This window comes from Halomonas sp. AOP25-F1-15, assembly GCF_052378675.1.
Taxonomy (GTDB): domain Bacteria; phylum Pseudomonadota; class Gammaproteobacteria; order Pseudomonadales; family Halomonadaceae; genus Vreelandella; species Vreelandella casei.
Window position 1 is genome coordinate 536,474 of the sequence record NZ_JBQSXV010000002.1, and the last position, 16,878, is coordinate 553,351.

The window sequence follows — 16,878 nt, forward strand, 5'->3', positions numbered from 1 at the left end:
GATAAAGACGCAATGAGTGTAAAGGTGAAACGGCGGGTTCACGTCGCGGCGGCTGCAATTGTGAGCGCCGATCGGAAGCAAGTATTGATCGCTCGTCGGCCGTCAAACGTTGACCATGGCGGGCTATGGGAATTTCCGGGGGGCAAGCTTGCACCTTACGAAACCGGGCTTGAAGGCCTAAAGCGTGAGTTGCATGAAGAGCTTGGGATTGAAATTATCTGTGCCCAGCCACTGATTCGCGTGCACCATGAGTATCCTGACAAGCATATTTTGTTGGATGTATGGCAGGTGCATGAGTTTGCTGGCGAACCTTTTGGCCGTGAAGGGCAGGCGGTTCGCTGGGTGCCCATGAGCGAGCTTTCAAACTATCCCTTCCCCGCTGCTAATTTGCCTATCTTGCGTGCAGTAAGACTGCCCACCGAGTACCTGATCACTGGGGAAGAGGCTGACGATGCGCGGTTTGATGCATTTTTAGAGCGCGCGCTGCGCGAAGATCATGTCCGCTTAGTTCAACTGCGCGCAAAGCAGCTGGACGAAGCGGCCTACGTTGCGCGCGCGAAGCGAGCCTTGCAAATGTGTCGCGAGCACGGCGCACGATTGCTTCTCAATGGTGAACCAGCGCTGCTAGAGGAGGTTGATGCCGACGGTATTCATCTGACCAGCGAACGTTTAATGCAGCTTGAGCGTCGTCCCATTGCGGAAAATAAATGGCTATCTGCGTCAACACATAACCAAACACAGCTGAAAAAAGCGGCGGTGTTAGGCTGCGACTTTGTCAGCCTCTCGCCGTTACGTACCACGCCCTCGCATCCGGAAGTTTCACCGCTTGGGTGGCATGATTTCCAGCAATTGGTTGAGCGTGCAGGTATGCCCGTTTTTGCACTGGGAGGCATGACCCGCTTTGACGCGAATCATGCGCGCGCCGTGGGTGCTCAAGGTATCGCGTCGATTCGCGATTTCTGGAAGTAGTCTACCCGCTAGCCAGCCGCCAGTGTGGAATGAAAAACGCCTGCCCCTATCTTCATTGGGGCAGGCGTTTTTGTATGCTAGTGAAACGAATATTGCGTTTAACGTATGAAGAACATTCGGCTTTACTTAGTCACGATAGCGGCGGGTCATATCTGCGTAGGCATCCACGCGACGGTCTCGCAGGTAGGGCCATATACGCCGCGTGTTTTCACTGCGCGCCATGTCCAGTGTAACCACTAGCTGCTCCGCGTCTTCTTTTGCATGCGCTAATAGCTCCCCCTGCGGTCCGCAAATAAAGCTGCCGCCCCAGAACTGAATGCCGCCGCCAACGCCAGAGTGGTCTGCTTCAAACCCTACCCGGTTGGCTACTATCACAGGCAGGCCATTCGCCACGCCGTGAGCACGCTGAATGATCATCCAGGCGTCTTTTTGGCGAACGTGCTCGGCTTCGTCATCGCTTGGGTCCCAGCCAATCGCCGTCGGATAAAGCAATAAGTCCGCACCCGCGAGAGCCATCAGTCGCGCTGCTTCTGGATACCATTGGTCCCAGCAGACCAGCACGCCCAGGCGCCCTAGCGAAGTTTCAATCGGCGTAAATCCTTCGCCGCGCGCGCTGTCGTAGTCGCCAGGGGTGAAGTAAAATTTCTCGTAAAAGCCCGGGTCATCGGGGATATGCATTTTTCGGTACTGACCTACGCGGCCTTTAGCCCGGTCATATACCACTGCGGTATTGTGATATAGGCCCGGCGCGCGACGTTCAAATAGTGAGCCGACCAGCACAATATCAAGCTCCTGTGCGAGCGCGGCCAGGCGCTGTCCCGTTGGCCCATCAAGCGGTTCAGCCAAGTCGAACAGGGCAGGATCCTCAAACTGGCAAAAATAATGGGTGGCATGTAGCTCTTGAAGCAACACCAGTTGAGCACCTTGGCGAACGGCATCGCGAATACCTTGCTCGCTCACGGCTAGGCTTTGGGCTTTATCTGGCCAAGCAGATTGTTGAACAACCCCTACGGTTAGCGTAGTCGACATGATGACTCCTTTATCAAGTAGTGAGCGCTGCCAGCGTGCCTTGGGGTAGCTGCATGGTTAAGCAGTGTAGGCTGCCGTGTTGGCGAATAACGCTATTGCACTCGATCGGGATAAGCGTGTGCTCTGGAAATGCTAACGCTAGCGCCTGAAGGGCTGCGACGTCGGCTGGGTCACCATAGGTGGGTACTAGTACGGCTTGATTGATGATCAAAAAGTTAGCGTACGTCGCCGGTAGGCGATGGCCGTCGTCTGGGTCGAAGCAGGCCTGTGGCCAGGGCAGCGCAATAAGACGGTAGGGCTCGCCATTACGTTGTCGAAAGTGTTGAAGCTCCTGCTCCATCGCCGCTAGTGCCGGGTAGTGCGCGTCATTAGGATCATCGCAACGCACGTAGGCAATGGTCGCCGGATCACAGAAGCGTGCGAGCGTATCAATATGGCTGTCGGTGTCATCGCCTTCTAGATGACCGTTAGCCAGCCACAGCACGCGGTCAACGCCAAAATCTGCCGCCAGCTGTGCTTCTACGTCTGTACGCGAGAGCGTGGGATTGCGATTAGCGTTCAGTAAGCAGGCTTCGGTGGTCAGTAGAGTGCCTTCGCCATCTGTTTCGATGCCGCCGCCTTCCAGCACTAAATCTCGCGACGCTATGGGGCATGACCAAACGCCTGCGTCAGCAAGTCGCTGAGTCAACTGATTATCGTGCTCAGCGGGAAACTTACCGCCCCAGCCTGTGAAGGTGAAATCGAGCATTAATCGCTGGCCATCTTCGTCTACGACGGTAATCGGCCCATGATCCCGCGCCCAGGTATCATCGGTGGGGGCAACGATCAGCAGTAGTCGTTCACTCGGCACTTGATAGGCCGCGAAGGTGGCCGCTAGGCGTTCTTTCGTCAGCTCATTCGGTACGCAAATTAGGACGCGTTGATAGCGCGCAGTGGCCACTACAATGCGTTCAAGAGTCGCTTCGATGCAAGCCAGTAGGGGCGCCCAATCGCCGTCGTGACGAGGCCAAGTAAGCTGAATACCATCCTGTGGATGCCATTCGGGTAGTAAGCGATAAGTCATAGTAGCCAACGTCTTGAATGCCCTTTGCGAAGAGTGTATCGAGTAGATTGCAGGCAGCCTCTAGAAACACTAGCTTACACTGCGACAAGCAGTAAATCGCCGCAATGTAGGCGGTGGCGAGGTAAGTTGCAAGCATGCGCTGTGAACGCTCACGGTGTAGACCGCTCTAATGGCTGTTTGAGCATGCAGAGACATTAAAAAAACCGTACCATGAGCGCTTATTGATAAGGAATCACGCCATGCTTGATCGTTTGCCTTTTCTGGTGGGGCTGCGCTACGTGCGCGCTAAACGCCGAAACCACTTTATTTCTTTTATTTCGCTGACCTCAATGCTGGGATTAATGCTGGGCGTTGCGGTCCTTATCCTGGTGTTGTCGGTGATGAACGGCTTCGATCACGAGCTGCGCACACGCATTTTGGGGATGGTGCCCCATGCTAAAATTGAGTCCCGGGAAGGCTTAGTTGAATGGCAGTCGTTGGCTGAGCAGTTGATGCAGCGTGAGCGTGTTATCGGCGCAGCGCCCTATGTTGAACAGCAGGGTATGTTTTCGGTCGGTGGTCGCAATCAAGGCGCTATGGTCAATGGCATTAATCCTGAGTGGGAAGATAAGGTGTCCATCATCAGCGATCACATGCGTGAGGGTAAGTTGGCTGACCTTGTGCCCGGTGAATGGCACGTGGTGATGGGCTCGGCACTGGCACGCAGTTTGGGTGTTGGCGTGGGCGATCGGGTCACGCTGTTAGTGCCCGAAGCATCGATTACGCCCGCCGGGGTCTTTCCGCGCTTAAAGCGCTTTACCGTCAGCGGTATTTTTAGCGTCGGCGCTGAGCTTGATGCCAACTTGGCTTATGCCAATATTGAAGATATGCAGACCCTTGCGCGTTTAGGCGATGCAGTGGGCGGTTTGCGTCTAGAGTTGGATGATCTGTTTGCGGCTAGCAGCGAAACCCAGGCCATTATCAATGAGCTTGGTTCCGGCTATCGCGGCAGCGACTGGACGTTTACCCAGGGTAATCTGTTTCAAGCGATACAAATGGAAAAGCGCATGATTGCGCTACTGCTCACCGTCATTATTGCCGTGGCAGCGTTTAATATCGTTTCGACACTGGTCATGGTCGTCACCGACAAGCGGGCAGATATCGCCATTCTGCGCACTATTGGTGCTAAGCCAAGCTCGATTATGGGCATTTTTATTGTTCAAGGTATGGCGATCGGGATTATTGGTATCGCCATTGGTGTTGCGGTGGGGGTGCTGCTCGCGCTAACGATTGCGGACCTCATTGGTTGGGTCGAAGGAACGCTGGGCATTCAGTTTCTAGATGCCGGGGTTTACTTCATCAGTGATCTGCCCTCACGTCTGGAGTGGAGTGATGTCAGTCGTATCGTGTTGGCCGCTTTTGGATTGACGTTCCTATCAACGCTCTATCCCGCTTGGCGCGCAGCGCGGGTTCAGCCTGCTGATGTATTGCGCTATGAGTAGTCATGAGAGCGGCAATAATGAGAGCAGCAATAAGGATGCCAGGATGTCTATGAATACGATGCCTCTGAACACACGCCAAGACGCGGCGGTGATGCTCGATTGCCAGGCGCTGAGCAGGGTCTATACCGAAGGGCCCCAAGAACTTACGGTGCTGGACCAGCTCAACTTGCAGGTGCGTGCCGGAGAGCGGGTGGCTATCGTCGGCAGTTCGGGTTCAGGTAAGACAACGCTATTGAATTTACTGGGCGGCCTTGACCGCCCCAGTGAAGGCAGCGTGACCATTGCCGGAGAGCCGCTAGCAGGCTTAAATGAAACGGCGCTTGGCAACTTCCGTAATCGCTATATTGGTTTTGTGTATCAATTCCACCATTTGTTGGCGGAGTTCAGCGCTGTTGAAAACGCTGCTTTGCCGCTGATTATTCGCGGTCAGTCGAAAAAAATGGCCGAGCAGCGCGCTATGCAAATACTTGAGCGAGTAGGCATGACGCCGCGGGCTAATCATCGGCCTGGTGAGCTGTCCGGAGGCGAGCGTCAGCGCGTGGCGATCGCTCGTGCGCTGGTGACGGATCCAAGCCTGGTCTTAATGGATGAGCCGACGGGCAACCTGGATCAGACCACGGCAGCCACTATTTTGGCACTGATGGATGAGTTGGCAAAAGAAAGCGCCTGCGCGTTTGTCATTGTGACTCATGACGTTGGCTTGGCTGCTCATCAAGATCGCGTACTCAAGCTGGATGCAGGAAAACTTATCGAGCAAACGCCCGCCCTTTAGTCATCCAGCTCAGTCATCAAACTCTGCTTCGATGCGCGCACGCCGCTGCCGACGTTTTAGGCGGCGGCGTTTCCAATTATAAGAAACGTGCCAGCGCCAAATCAGGCGAATACCAATATTGGCGACGATGGCTAAAAAAAACGCTGTTACTAATGATCCGACGATCAGCGGCGGCATAATGTCGTGCATCTGTTCGGCAATCCAGTGCGTTGAAATCCTAGAAGGAGCCTCCCGCACCGGCGCGCCGAGTATAAATGTGCCAATTCGGTAGTTGCCGTAGAAAATGAGTGGCATCGTTAGAGGATTGGTAATCCATACTAGGCCGATTGATAGCGCTAAGTTACAGCGCGTTAAGCGAGCGCCCAGCGCTGCCACCACCATTTGAAAAGGAATGGGCAGCATGGCGCAAAACACGCCCACGCTAAACGCATTCGCAACGCTTCGGCGAGTTAAAAGCCACAACCCCGGGTCTGCAATCAGCGGCGCTAAGAACCGTAATGAGCGCTGTTTCCTGATAGTGTCGGGTTTGGGCATGTAGCGCTGCAGGAATCGGCGCGGCATAGCGGACACTCTTACCTATCGATCTCGCCTATTATCCATATAGCGTCGCCCTTAAGCTATGCTGGACAGTGAATGAGCTAACGCAAAGGAGAGCTGCATGCGGTTCGGTGTTGCTATGCCAGCCGCTTTTGCGGCATTGAGCGGGGGATTTTTTGCTTGGTATAGCACTTTGGTAGGGGTGACATCCAGCGCGCTCGGGTGGGGCTTTGTGGCTACGTTGTTTGTGATGACGTGGCGCCCGCGTTTTGGTATTTGGCTTTTAATCGGTCTCTGGGTGTTTGTTAACGTACAGCGCGAGTGGTCTGGCCGCCTGCCGGCCGGGTTAAGCGGTGAAGATGTCGTTGTTGAAGCAACCGTTTTAACAGCTCAGCCGCTCTCTGTACCATCTTCTCAGGCTACTCGACTATTGCTTGCGCTTGATACGTGCCATAGCCCGGCGCAGCGCCCTAGCTGCTCGGCACTTTCCAAAGTGCGGGTATCGGCCTATAGCGATGAGGTGTTTAAGCCAGGGGAACAGTGGCGAATGACGCTGCGTTTGCGTCCTCCTGGTGGTTTTGCCAATCCGCATACTTTCAATTTTGAGCAGTGGCTCTGGCGAGAAGGTATTCATGCGACGGGGTATCTGCGTCAGGATCCCCAGGCTGAACGGCTATCGACCGCTAGCGTCTCCTTGCGCCAGCTAGCGCTAGACTTCTTATCACAACAAGCACTCAGCGAACGCACCCAGCGCTGGTTGGCGGCGCTGACGCTAGGTGAAAGCGGCCAGCTGACACAAGATGATTGGTCGCTGCTAAATGCCACCGGCACCACCCACTTGGTGGTTATTTCGGGATTACACGTTGGCTTGGTAGCTTCGTTTGTACTGCTATTAGCAAAGCTCGCTGCACGGCTATTAACTCCCGGCAACTGGCGCATGCGAGTCTGGCCATGGTGGGCAGCAGCAGCGGGCTGCGTCGCATACGCCGTACTCGCGGGAATGGCGCCGCCCGCTATGCGAGCAATGGTGATGACGCTAATTGGCCTGTGGGTACTTAGCGGTCGACATGCCCCCGGCGCTTGGCAAGCATGGTGGCTGGCACTCGCGCTAGTGCTGATGTTTGATCCTCTGGCTTTATGGCGGCCTGGTATGTGGCTGTCCTTTGTTGCCGTCGCATGGTTAATCGTTATTTGGCAGGGGTGTCAACGCCCGCGGGGTATTAAAGGGTGGTGCTGGGCGCTGATCCGAACGCAATTACTCTTAGCCCCGCTCATGGCCGCCGCTGTGCTGGTGGCGTTTGGCAGAGTGGCCCCGGTGGCTCCGCTGATTAACTTAGTTGCCGTGCCCTGGGTTAGCTCGATCATGGTGCCTACGGCGCTATTAGGCTGGCTGCTAGCGCCATTTCCTCTCGTGGGCCATGTGGCGTGGTGGATATTTGAGGCAGCGCTCAACGTTTTTCATCTTTTACTGACGCTGTCGTCGCAACAATGGCCGCTTTGGGAGCCTGACCGACTGCTGACGTATCCGCTAGCCTTTGCACTGCTGCTATTGTCGCTGTGCTGGGGGTTACCGGGTGTTCTGCCTGGACTGCGGCTACTTTCGACCGCGCTGATAGTTGCGTTGCCTTGGTGGTCGCTTGCACCGCCGTTTGCGCCAGGCGTTATTAGAGTGAGCGTGCACGATGTGGGCCAGGGGCAGTTGATCGAGCTGCGTAGTCAGCACTATCGTCTTCTCTATGATGCAGGGCCGCGGTTTAGGGGTGGGTTTATGCCCTTAGAGACGCTGTGGTCGCCGGGGCAGCGTTTTGATCAAGTGATTATTAGCCACGCCGATAACGACCACGCAGGTGGGGTTGAGGCGTTACTCTCTGATCACCAGGTCAATCAGTGGCTGGCCCCCTTAGGAGAATCACTGCCCGTGCCAAGCGTTGCTTGCGCGCGAGGCCAGGCATGGGAGCGCGATGGGGTTGGCTTTCGTATTCTCTGGCCACCTGCCGGTGCTAATACGCTTTCTGCTAACGATCGCTCCTGCGTATTGGAAGTCAGCGTAGGCGAGCACAGACTGTTGATAACCGGCGATGTCGGTGCCGACATAGAGCGGCGCTTATTACACGACATGTTGCAGGACGTGCGCTCGCCGGTCAGTGTGCTGGTGGCTGGGCATCACGGCAGCCGCACTAGCTCGGGTATTCAGTTTGTGCGCCATACGACGCCCCAGCACGTTATTTTCAGCGCAGGAAAAAGCAATCAGTTCCAACACCCGGCTGATCAAGTGGTACGACGTTTTCGCTATGAAAATAGCTGTTTATGGAGCACCGCGCAGGATGGCGCGCTGCGTTTTTGGCTAGATGCTAACGATCTCATACAAATCAAAACGACACGTAAGCTATCTGGACAACGCAACCGGTGTTGAAGCACGCCGCCTTAAGGTAGAATTCAGCGCACTGCACACTATTGCCAGGAGCGCGTGTGACCGATTCAAGTTGGGATGTCTATAAGCGGTTGTTGAGCTACGTTAAGCCACATTGGCAGGCGTTTGCGCTGGCGCTGGTGGGGTTTGTGGTTTATGCCGCATCAAGCACCGCATTGGCGGAGATGATGAAGCGCCTGATTGATGGCATTCAAAACCCAGATGCAGCCTTCCGGCTATTTCTGCCACTGTTTGTCATTATTATGTTTTTCGCCCGTGGGGTTGGCACCTTCCTAAGTACCTATTTCATGTCCTACGTTGGGCGCTACGTGATCCACACGCTGCGCTGCGATGTGTTCGCCCATTTGCTTCATCTTCCCGGCTGGTTTTTTGATCATCATTCGAGCGGCCAGCTGGTGTCGCGAGTAACCTATCATGTTGAGCAGGTGGCCGGAGCAGCCACCAAAGCAGTGACCATCATTCTTCGCGAAGGCCTCTTCGTAATTGGTTTGATTCTCTATCTGCTTTGGACGAACTGGATGTTAACACTGCTGTTTTTGGGTGTGACGCCAATCATCGCCGTGGTGGTTAGCTATGTAAGTAAGCGATTTAGACGTATTTCAAAACGCATTCAACACTCTATGGGCGATGTGACCCACATTGCCTCGGAAGCCCTTTCGGGTTATCGCGTCGTGCGTACGCATGGTGCTGAAGCTTATGAGAAGCAGCGCTTTGCGCGAGTGAGCGAAGAGAACCGCCGTCAAAGTATGAAGGAAGCCATGACGCGCGCCGTTAGCTCGCCGGTGATTTTGATGCTCGTGGCCATCTCCATGGCGCTGCTGGTTTGGCTTGCCATGTCGCCCTCGCTAATGGCCAGCATGACGCCCGGTGAGTTCGTGGCGTTTATTACAGCGGCAGCGCTGATGATTAAGCCAGTGCGCCAACTGACTGAGATTAATGGTGAAATCCAAAAAGGACTGGCCGCGGCATCGGAGCTATTTGGACTGCTGGATATGTCGCCTGAACAGGACACTGGAAAGCACATAGCCAGCCGTTTAAAAGGCGATGTCGTGATTGATAACGTCAGCTTTCGCTACGCCGACGACCAGCCTGACGTACTGCATGACATTAACCTTCACTTGGCACCTGGAGAGTTAGTCGCCATCGTCGGGCGCTCGGGGAGCGGAAAGTCGACACTGGTTAGTCTGTTACCGCGATTTTATCGGTCTAGCCAGGGCGCGATTACCATTGATGGCATCAATGTTGATGACTACGCGCTAGGGCCGCTGCGTCAGCAGATTGCGCTGGTCTCTCAGCAGGTGACGCTATTTAATGCCTCGATTGCCGATAACATTGCTTACGGTGTAGCCAATCCTGATATGCAGGCGATTAAAGCCGCCGCCGAGGCTGCCTATGCGCATGAATTTATCGATAAACTGCCCAACGGCTATGCCACCACGGTCGGTGAAAATGGCGTTATGCTGTCGGGCGGACAGCGCCAGCGTTTGGCAATTGCCAGAGCCATCTTTAAGGATGCGCCATTGCTAATACTAGATGAAGCAACGTCGGCACTGGACACTGAGTCTGAGCGCTATATTCAAAAAGCCCTTGAGCGAGTTTGTGAGGGGCGCACCACGCTGGTCATTGCACACCGGCTTTCGACTATTGAGCGAGCTGACCGAATTGTGGTGATGGATCAAGGGCGTATCATCGAGGAAGGCTCCCATCAGGCGCTGCTTGAAGTGGGCGGTGCCTACGCGGCACTGTATCAACTACAGTTCCAAGAAGCGGTATGAAGCTGCCTGCGAAAACGCTAGCAGAACGATGGCTAAAAGCCGCTTATCAAGGCAGCCGCTGGCTAGCGCTACTTAAACCGCTAGGGGCTCTGTACCAGCTGGGCATGGCGCGTCGTGAACAAGCCTACCGGCGCGGAAGAAAAGCCTCTTGGAAGGCGCCGGTGCCGATCATTGTGGTTGGCAATATCACCCTTGGCGGAACGGGTAAATCCCCTTTGGTGGCCTGGCTCGCTAGCTGGCTGGTGGGGCAGGGCTACACGCCGGGGATTGTGACGCGCGGCTATGGCGGAAAAGCGCCGCATTATCCACTGCGAGTGACGGCCAGTACGAAGGTGGCTGAAAGTGGCGATGAGCCGCTCATGCTGGCACAGCAAACCGGGCTGCCGGTGGTGGCGGATCCCAATCGCGTACGGGGTGTGCAGGCGCTGATAGCGGCGGGGTGCGATATTGTTCTCAGTGACGATGGTTTACAGCACCTGGCACTGGCTAGAGATATCGAGCTGCTCGTTGTTGATGGCACCCGAGGCCTTGGTAACGGTTATTGCCTGCCAGCCGGGCCGCTGCGCGAATCGCCTAGTCGGCTACAGCGAGTCGATGCGGTGATCGTCAATGGGGATTTAAAGCAGCCGCTACCCGTTGCGCCGGTCACTCATATGCATCTGGCACCGGTGTGCTGGCGACGTCTGGCAGACGGCACTCGCTTCCCGTTAACACCTTTGCCGTTTGCATTGCCGGTGCATGGCGTGGCGGGCATCGGTCATCCCGAGCGCTTTTTTCGGACGTTATCTACTCTCGGAGTCGAGGGTGACTGGCACCCGTTAGCAGACCATCAGCGTTTTAATGCTGAGGCGCTAAGCTTTGCAGAGTCGCGGCCAGTGGTGATGACGGCCAAAGACGCCGTAAAGTGTTATGACTTGGCACCGCCCAATAGCTGGATATTAGACGTGGAAGCGACGCTTCCATCCGAATTTGAGCACTGGCTGGCAGCGCGACTGTCGGCACTTTCCTAGAGGAGACGTTCGCATGGATAAGGAACTGCTGGCAATGCTGGTCTGCCCGTTGTGTAACGGTAAGCTAAAATATGATCGTGAGGGGCAAGAGCTTCGCTGCCATTACGATGGCTTGGCCTATCCCATTCAAGAAGGTATCCCTGTCATGCTGCCGGAAGAAGCCCGCGCAATGGATGCCGATGAAAAGCTGCCTACGTCGCCGGGACGCACTGGAGACGCTTAATGGCTGTTACTGATTTTACGACGCCTGACGTCACCTTTCCTGAATTTACCGCTGTTGTACCTGCGCGCTATGGCTCTTCCCGGTTACCCGGTAAGCCGCTGCTTGAGATTGCCGGTGAGCCAATGATCGCGCACGTTTGGCGGCGTGCTTGCCAAAGCCATGCTAGTCGGGTGGTGATTGCAACCGACGATGCGCGCATACGCGATGCTATGCAGGCTTATGGCGCTGAGGTGATCATGACGCGCAATGATCACCCTTCGGGCACTGATCGCTTGGCCGAAGTGGCGACTAGTTTGGCCTTGCCGGCAGATGCGCTGCTGGTTAACGTCCAGGGCGACGAGCCGTTGATTCCTCCAACCTTGATCGACCAGGTGGCTTTGCGCCTGGCTGAGGACCAAGAGGCATCGATAGCAACGCTGGCAGAGCCGATTAGCGACATGGCGTCGCTGTTTAATCCCAATGTGGTCAAGGTGGTGCGCACTCTGCAGGGGCGAGCGCTGTACTTTTCTCGTGCGCCGATTCCCTGGGATCGCGAGCATTTTAAACAGCCGCCCACGCTACTAGCGAGCGATCAATGGCTGCGTCATATCGGCATTTATGCTTATCGTGTGCGTTTCCTAGAGGCGTATCTCGATTGGCCAGCGTCGAGTCTTGAGCAGCTCGAACAGCTCGAACAGCTGCGTGCACTACAGCATGGTCACGTTATTCAGGTGGCTTTAGCCTGCGAAGTAAATCCCGCCGGTGTCGATACCGCTGAGGATTTAGAGCGAGTACGCGCGCTATTTGCCGAGCCAAGTGCTTAAAGTGGCTGAGTTGAATATTACTCGTCATGTGGATCTCACGTCCGCCAATACGCTGGCGCTACCATGCCGGGCTGAGCGTTTTTCAGCCCCAGGTACCTTGTCCGCGCTGCGTAGTACCCTAGCGAAAGCGCGCTGCCAGGAGTGGCCAATCACGCTATTAGGCGGCGGCAGTAATGTGCTACTGCCCGAGCAGTTACCGGGCTTGACGGTACGTCCGGCGCTTAGTCAATGGTGGCTCAGCCAGCAGCAGGGCCATGTGCTAGTGCATGTGGGCGCGGGCGTAAACTGGCATGCCTTAGTAATGGCGACCGCCCGGCGAGGGCTGTGGGGGATCGAGAACCTTGCGCTGATCCCTGGCAGCTGCGGAGCGGCGCCGGTGCAAAATATTGGTGCCTACGGTGTAGAGCTTGCCGATACGCTTCAGTCGGTGCAGGTCATGGAGGTTGCCTCCGGCCAACTTGCCTGGTTAAGCGCGCAGGAGTGCCAGTTTGGCTATCGCGACAGCGTGTTTAAAGGGGCGATGGCGGATAAAGTAGTCATTACTCAGTTAGTTTTGCGCTTATCACGAAAGCCTGCCCCGCAGCTTGGCTATGGTGATCTTGCCGCTCGGTTATCGCCGGTGCCCACGCCGCTTGAGGTCGCTGAGGCGGTCTGTACGATTAGGCGTGAAAAATTGCCTGACCCAAAGGTGCTTGCCAATGCAGGGAGTTTTTTTAAAAACCCTCTGATATCTGATGACCAGGCGGCCCGTCTGCTGCGTCAGTATCCTGATATGCCGCATTTCCCTCAAATGAAAGGGCAGACAAAGCTGGCGGCTGGCTGGTTGATCGACCAGTGCGGTTTAAAGGGGATGCGTGATGGTGTCTTTGGGGTTCATCAACATCAGGCGCTGGTGCTGGTGCATTTTGGTGGCGGCGATCGCCATGGCTTGATGAAAATAGCCAGCTACATTGCTGTTCAGGTGGAGGCGCGCTTTGGCGTACGACTATCGCCAGAGCCGCGTTTAATTAATCCTTAAATCTGCCCTAAACTGAGCGGCGCCAATACATAAGCTAATGCAAATGCGAAACAAAAAAATCCCCGCCGAAGCGGGGATTTTGCTGTTGCCACACACCATCAATTTATTCTGGGAGCGTGTCTTGCTGTGTCTGTTTACGCTTCTCGCGTGGATCGTTGTGCGCACGAGTGCGCCGACGAGGCTTCGGCATCTCTTCAATAGGTGCTGCAACAGATGCTTCAACAGATGCTTCAGCAGGTACTTCTTCAGCGGTCGTTGTCTCAGCTTGCGCTTCATTGGCTAACGGGAGGCTGGGCTGAGGCTCTGCTTGCGCTGTTGGTGCAGGGCTAGCCTGTGGCTCAACGACTGATTGTTCAGCACTGATCTCGGCAGCCTGTTTTTCAGGCTCTTGGCTTTCAGGCTCTTGGATTTCAAAGTCTTGTTTTTCAAAACTTTGTTTTTCAAAATCCTGTTGCTCAGACGCCTGCTGTCCAGATGCCTGTTGCTCAGCGCCTTGCAATATCACGCTAGGCTGTTCTTCAGCCGCAGGCGCTGGCTGTTGAGCCTCAACGATATGTTCAGGAACACTAGAAGCGGCTGCTTGCTGGTGAGTTTCGTCAGCGTCGCTGGAGGCAGCGGACTGGCTATTGCTGCTTGATTCACTTTGATCCGCGCTGATGGTCGGATCGGCGGCGCGCGGCGTTTCAGCGCGTTCAGTCATGACGGGTTCGTCAGCGTGGGACGCATGTTGACTTGCCGGGGCCTGCTGAACGTCTGGCTGCTCCGTAAGCGTTTCAATTTCGGTCGCTTGCGAAGGCTCTGCCGCAGGCGCGTTGCTGGCTGAGGTCACCGGCTCGCTTGGTTTAGCAAAGGCTTCTGGCAGCTCAGTAGTTTCTGCCTCAGGCGCTGTCGGAGCCGCTTTAGGCTGGCGGCGCTGGTGCGTTGATCTGCGCGCTTTGGCATTCTCCGTCACGGGGCGTTCAGCCGTCGTCGTGTTGTCAGCGTCATTGTCGTTATCTGCCGATTTCGCCGTCTGTGCTTCACTAACAGGCACTTCACTAGCAGTCGCTTCACTGACCACGGGCTGTTCGGCAGGTGCTTCGCTTGGCGTTGGCGTGGCCTCTAGTGCTTCGCTTGGCGCTTCGGCCTGCAGTTTTAGCTGCTCGGCTTCTGCCTGAGGATTAATAGCCTGGGTGCGCGAACGATTACGTGGGTTGTTACGCGTACGCTTGGGCTTATCGTCATCCTGCTGGACTTTCGGCTGGGCGGTAGCATTAGCCGGCTGTTGAACCGTTTCCTCGCGCTGATTGTCGCGAGCTGGTTCGCGCCGCGGCTCTTTCTGGGCGGCGGGCTTGCTAGCAACATTGTTGCTGTGGCTGTCTTTTGCGGTATTAACGCTGTCTTGCGCAGTGTTTTCGTTTTGCTGAGGATGGCGGCGACGATTGCGCGTGCGGCTAGGGCCACTGCGTTTATCGCTATTCTCATCGCTCACTGAGCGTGGCGTGCTGCTGCGTGGCTCAGCCTTTTGCTCAGTTTTGGCAGGGCTTTCGCTGCGCGACTCGTTTCTACTGCTATTGCTGTCATTGCGCTCACCGCGCGCGGAGCGCTGACGAGACTCGCTGTTACGCTGGCTGCTTCTACGCTCACTTGGACGACGTGGCGCTGGCGTTTCAACCTTCGCCGCAGCCGCTGGCTCAGCGGACGTATCGTCGCTGCCTAAGAGCTTTGCAAAGCCGCGCATGAAGCGACCAATAACGCTAGGCTGCTCGCTAGGGGCTGGAGCTGCTTTGGTCGCAGTAGGCGTGGGAGCAGGCGCAGGCGCTTTTTCTTCAGTTTGCAGCGACGCCGGTGCCGGTGCGTTGTGAGTAACGCTTTTAACGGCAGCTTCAGCACGTTGAGCGGGGGGTACAAAGCTCGGTGCAGGCTCTTTACCTACTTCGGTATCGGTAGACAGTTCAAAGCTTGAAAGGCTTTGGGTGTCGTCTTCGTCCAGATGGTCATCACGCAGGCGCTGGACATCGTAATGCGGCGTATCCATATCAGGATTAGGCAGCAGCACCACACGAACACCCTGGCGGGATTCAAGATCTGCCAACACGCTGCGTTTTTCGTTAAGTAAGTAGGTGGCGACCGGTACCGGCAGAATGGCGCGAATCTGCGCGCTATTCTCTTTCATGGCTTCTTCTTCAATCAGGCGCATGATGGAAAGCGAGAGCGAGCGCACGTCGCGGATGGTGCCCTGGCCATTACAACGTGGGCAAACCACACCGCTGGTTTCACCCAGCGAAGGGCGCAGGCGCTGACGAGACATTTCCATCAAGCCAAAGCGCGAGATACGGCCGATTTGCACTCGCGCACGGTCTAGCTTGAGCGCGTCACGCATGCGGTTTTCAACGTCACGCTGGTTGCGCGCAGGCCCCATGTCGATGAAGTCGATAACCACCAAGCCACCGATGTCGCGCAGGCGCAGCTGCCGAGCGATTTCATCGGCGGCTTCGGAGTTGGTCTGTAGCGCGGTTTCTTCGATATCGCTGCCGCGGGTGGCGCGAGCGGAGTTGATATCGATGGAGACCAGGGCCTCGGTGTGATCGATGACAATCGAGCCACCAGATGGCAGCTTTACTTCGCGCTGATAGGCTGTCTCGATTTGCGATTCGATCTGGAAGCGGGAGAACAGCGCGACTTCATCAGAGTAGAGTTTAATTTTTTGCTGATAAGAGGGCATAACCTGGCGGATAAAGCCCAGCGCTTCGGCATGAACCTCTGGGCTATCGATCAATACTTCGCCGATGTCCTGACGTAAGTAGTCGCGCATGGCACGGATGATGACGTTAGATTCACGATAAATCAGGAACGGAGCAGAGCGCTTAGCAGCTTCAGTAGTGATGGACTCCCATACTTGGACTAGGTAATCCAGGTCCCACTGCAGCTCTTCTGGGTTGCGGCCAATGCCTGCGGTGCGCACGATCAGGCCCATTTTGTCAGGCACGGTCAGCTGGCCCATAGCATCTTTGAGCTGGCTGCGTTCGTCTCCTTCAATGCGACGCGAAATACCGCCAGCACGAGGATTGTTCGGCATTAAAACTAAAAATCGGCCTGCCAAACTGACAAACGTGGTCAGCGCGGCACCTTTGTTGCCACGCTCTTCTTTGTCGACCTGAACGATGACCTCTTGGCCTTCTTTGAGCACTTCTTTAATGCTCGGACGCCCGGAAACGTCTTTAACGAAGTACTCGCGAGAGATTTCTTTAAGCGGCAAAAAGCCGTGACGGTCGGCGCCGTAATCGACAAAGGCAGCTTCTAGTGAAGGTTCTACACGAGTGATTTTACCGCGATAGATATTAGCTTTTTTCTGTTCTCGAGCGCCGGATTCGATATCTAAATCGTACAGGCGTTGTCCATCAACCAAGGCGACACGCAGCTCTTCAGGCTGGGTCGCATTAATAAGCATCCGTTTCATGTTGTCTCACATAGCGTTACGTGCCGGCGAACTAACTACGGCATGGCGTAGGTGAATCGCTGGTTGCTGCGTGCTTGTGCTCGGCGCATAGCTATGCTGACGCGTAAAACCGGGAGGGCGTCATCGCCGACCCGGCCAATAGGGCGTTGAGTACGTGGCGGAGGCAGGACATGTTCCGGTGGCTGTCACGTCCATCCGGCCCTGCTGACACCGCCAACACCTGGCATTCATCGATTCACCAACGCCGGCCACCGGCACAGCGTTGAACTGGTCGTCCTGAGTCAGTCGGCACCTTGTGACGAAAAAGGAGGGGCTGCTCAGCACGTGG

The 16,878-nt window shown here is 55.8% G+C and carries 13 protein-coding genes; 9 read left to right on the plus strand and 4 right to left on the minus strand.

Annotated elements, in window-relative coordinates; all coding sequences use genetic code 11:
- Nucleotides 1-12: 12 nt before the first annotated feature.
- A complete protein-coding gene (locus ACT3TF_RS05795; RefSeq protein ID WP_444671756.1) occupies nucleotides 13-969 on the plus strand; it encodes a Nudix family hydrolase in 957 nt (318 codons plus the stop codon).
- A gap of 126 nt (nucleotides 970-1,095) precedes the next feature.
- Here ACT3TF_RS05795 and ACT3TF_RS05800 read toward each other — a convergent pair whose 3' ends face one another.
- Entirely contained in the window at nucleotides 1,096-1,998 is a 903-nt protein-coding gene (locus ACT3TF_RS05800; RefSeq protein ID WP_444671757.1) for a carbon-nitrogen hydrolase, read from the minus strand.
- Nucleotides 1,999-2,011: 13 nt separating this feature from the next.
- The gene (locus ACT3TF_RS05805; protein WP_444671758.1) at nucleotides 2,012-3,061 is read right to left on the minus strand and encodes an agmatine deiminase family protein; all 1,050 of its coding nucleotides are present in this window, start codon (nucleotides 3,059-3,061) and stop codon (nucleotides 2,012-2,014) included.
- Between the two features lie 239 nt (nucleotides 3,062-3,300).
- On the opposite strand from ACT3TF_RS05805, the gene ACT3TF_RS05810 reads away from it, so the two are divergent.
- Nucleotides 3,301-4,542 carry a lipoprotein-releasing ABC transporter permease subunit gene (locus ACT3TF_RS05810; RefSeq protein WP_193062591.1) on the plus strand — a complete coding sequence of 414 codons (1,242 nt, stop codon included), beginning with the start codon at nucleotides 3,301-3,303 and terminating at the stop codon, nucleotides 4,540-4,542.
- Nucleotides 4,543-4,585: 43 nt separating this feature from the next.
- Nucleotides 4,586-5,314 (plus strand): ABC transporter ATP-binding protein, encoded by a 729-nt coding sequence (locus ACT3TF_RS05815; RefSeq protein WP_444671759.1) that lies wholly within the window; start codon nucleotides 4,586-4,588, stop codon nucleotides 5,312-5,314.
- A gap of 9 nt (nucleotides 5,315-5,323) precedes the next feature.
- Here the strand turns inward: ACT3TF_RS05815 and ACT3TF_RS05820 are convergent, their stop codons facing one another.
- Nucleotides 5,324-5,875: a DUF2062 domain-containing protein gene (locus ACT3TF_RS05820; protein WP_193062596.1), complete on the minus strand. Its 552-nt coding sequence runs from the start codon at nucleotides 5,873-5,875 to the stop codon at nucleotides 5,324-5,326.
- Between the two features lie 97 nt (nucleotides 5,876-5,972).
- Here ACT3TF_RS05820 and ACT3TF_RS05825 point away from each other — a divergent pair, with 97 nt between their 5' ends.
- The 6 genes from ACT3TF_RS05825 to murB are packed head-to-tail and all read left to right on the plus strand — an operon-like array spanning nucleotide 5,973 to nucleotide 13,111.
- A complete protein-coding gene (locus ACT3TF_RS05825; protein WP_444671760.1) occupies nucleotides 5,973-8,264 on the plus strand; it encodes a DNA internalization-related competence protein ComEC/Rec2 in 2,292 nt (763 codons plus the stop codon).
- 56 nt (nucleotides 8,265-8,320) lie between these two features.
- Nucleotides 8,321-10,057, plus strand: coding sequence for a lipid A export permease/ATP-binding protein MsbA (gene msbA, locus ACT3TF_RS05830; protein ID WP_444625840.1), 1,737 nt, complete (start codon nucleotides 8,321-8,323; stop codon nucleotides 10,055-10,057).
- On the plus strand, nucleotides 10,054-11,067 hold the full coding sequence (gene lpxK, locus ACT3TF_RS05835; protein WP_444671761.1) for a tetraacyldisaccharide 4'-kinase: 1,014 nt from the start codon (nucleotides 10,054-10,056) through the stop codon (nucleotides 11,065-11,067). The genes msbA and lpxK overlap by 4 nt, the downstream gene beginning before the upstream one ends.
- 13 nt (nucleotides 11,068-11,080) lie before the next feature.
- Nucleotides 11,081-11,290: a Trm112 family protein gene (locus ACT3TF_RS05840; protein WP_096280618.1), complete on the plus strand. Its 210-nt coding sequence runs from the start codon at nucleotides 11,081-11,083 to the stop codon at nucleotides 11,288-11,290.
- A complete protein-coding gene (gene kdsB, locus ACT3TF_RS05845; RefSeq protein ID WP_444671762.1) occupies nucleotides 11,290-12,093 on the plus strand; it encodes a 3-deoxy-manno-octulosonate cytidylyltransferase in 804 nt (267 codons plus the stop codon). Before ACT3TF_RS05840 ends, kdsB begins: the two co-directional genes overlap by 1 nt.
- A gap of 10 nt (nucleotides 12,094-12,103) precedes the next feature.
- Nucleotides 12,104-13,111 (plus strand): UDP-N-acetylmuramate dehydrogenase, encoded by a 1,008-nt coding sequence (murB, locus tag ACT3TF_RS05850; protein ID WP_444625878.1) that lies wholly within the window; start codon nucleotides 12,104-12,106, stop codon nucleotides 13,109-13,111.
- 103 nt (nucleotides 13,112-13,214) lie between these two features.
- On the opposite strand, the gene rne is transcribed toward murB, so the two are convergent.
- A complete protein-coding gene (gene rne / locus ACT3TF_RS05855) occupies nucleotides 13,215-16,550 on the minus strand; it encodes a ribonuclease E (protein ID WP_444625837.1) in 3,336 nt (1,111 codons plus the stop codon).
- Nucleotides 16,551-16,878 lie beyond the last annotated feature (328 nt).

Bases quoted from the DNA above. Each gene is read 5' to 3' on its own strand.
- ACT3TF_RS05820 (WP_193062596.1), bottom strand. From the start codon at position 5,875: ATGCCGCGCCGATTCCTGCAGCGCTACATGCCCAAACCCGACACTATC.
- ACT3TF_RS05800 (WP_444671757.1), bottom strand. From the start codon at position 1,998: ATGTCGACTACGCTAACCGTAGGGGTTGTTCAACAATCTGCTTGGCCA.
- ACT3TF_RS05805 (WP_444671758.1), bottom strand. From the start codon at position 3,061: ATGACTTATCGCTTACTACCCGAATGGCATCCACAGGATGGTATTCAG.
- ACT3TF_RS05825 (WP_444671760.1), top strand. From the start codon at position 5,973: ATGCGGTTCGGTGTTGCTATGCCAGCCGCTTTTGCGGCATTGAGCGGG.
- ACT3TF_RS05810 (WP_193062591.1), top strand. From the start codon at position 3,301: ATGCTTGATCGTTTGCCTTTTCTGGTGGGGCTGCGCTACGTGCGCGCT.
- ACT3TF_RS05840 (WP_096280618.1), top strand. From the start codon at position 11,081: ATGGATAAGGAACTGCTGGCAATGCTGGTCTGCCCGTTGTGTAACGGT.
- lpxK (WP_444671761.1), top strand. From the start codon at position 10,054: ATGAAGCTGCCTGCGAAAACGCTAGCAGAACGATGGCTAAAAGCCGCT.
- rne (WP_444625837.1), bottom strand. From the start codon at position 16,550: ATGAAACGGATGCTTATTAATGCGACCCAGCCTGAAGAGCTGCGTGTC.
- ACT3TF_RS05815 (WP_444671759.1), top strand. From the start codon at position 4,586: ATGTCTATGAATACGATGCCTCTGAACACACGCCAAGACGCGGCGGTG.
- ACT3TF_RS05795 (WP_444671756.1), top strand. From the start codon at position 13: ATGAGTGTAAAGGTGAAACGGCGGGTTCACGTCGCGGCGGCTGCAATT.
- kdsB (WP_444671762.1), top strand. From the start codon at position 11,290: ATGGCTGTTACTGATTTTACGACGCCTGACGTCACCTTTCCTGAATTT.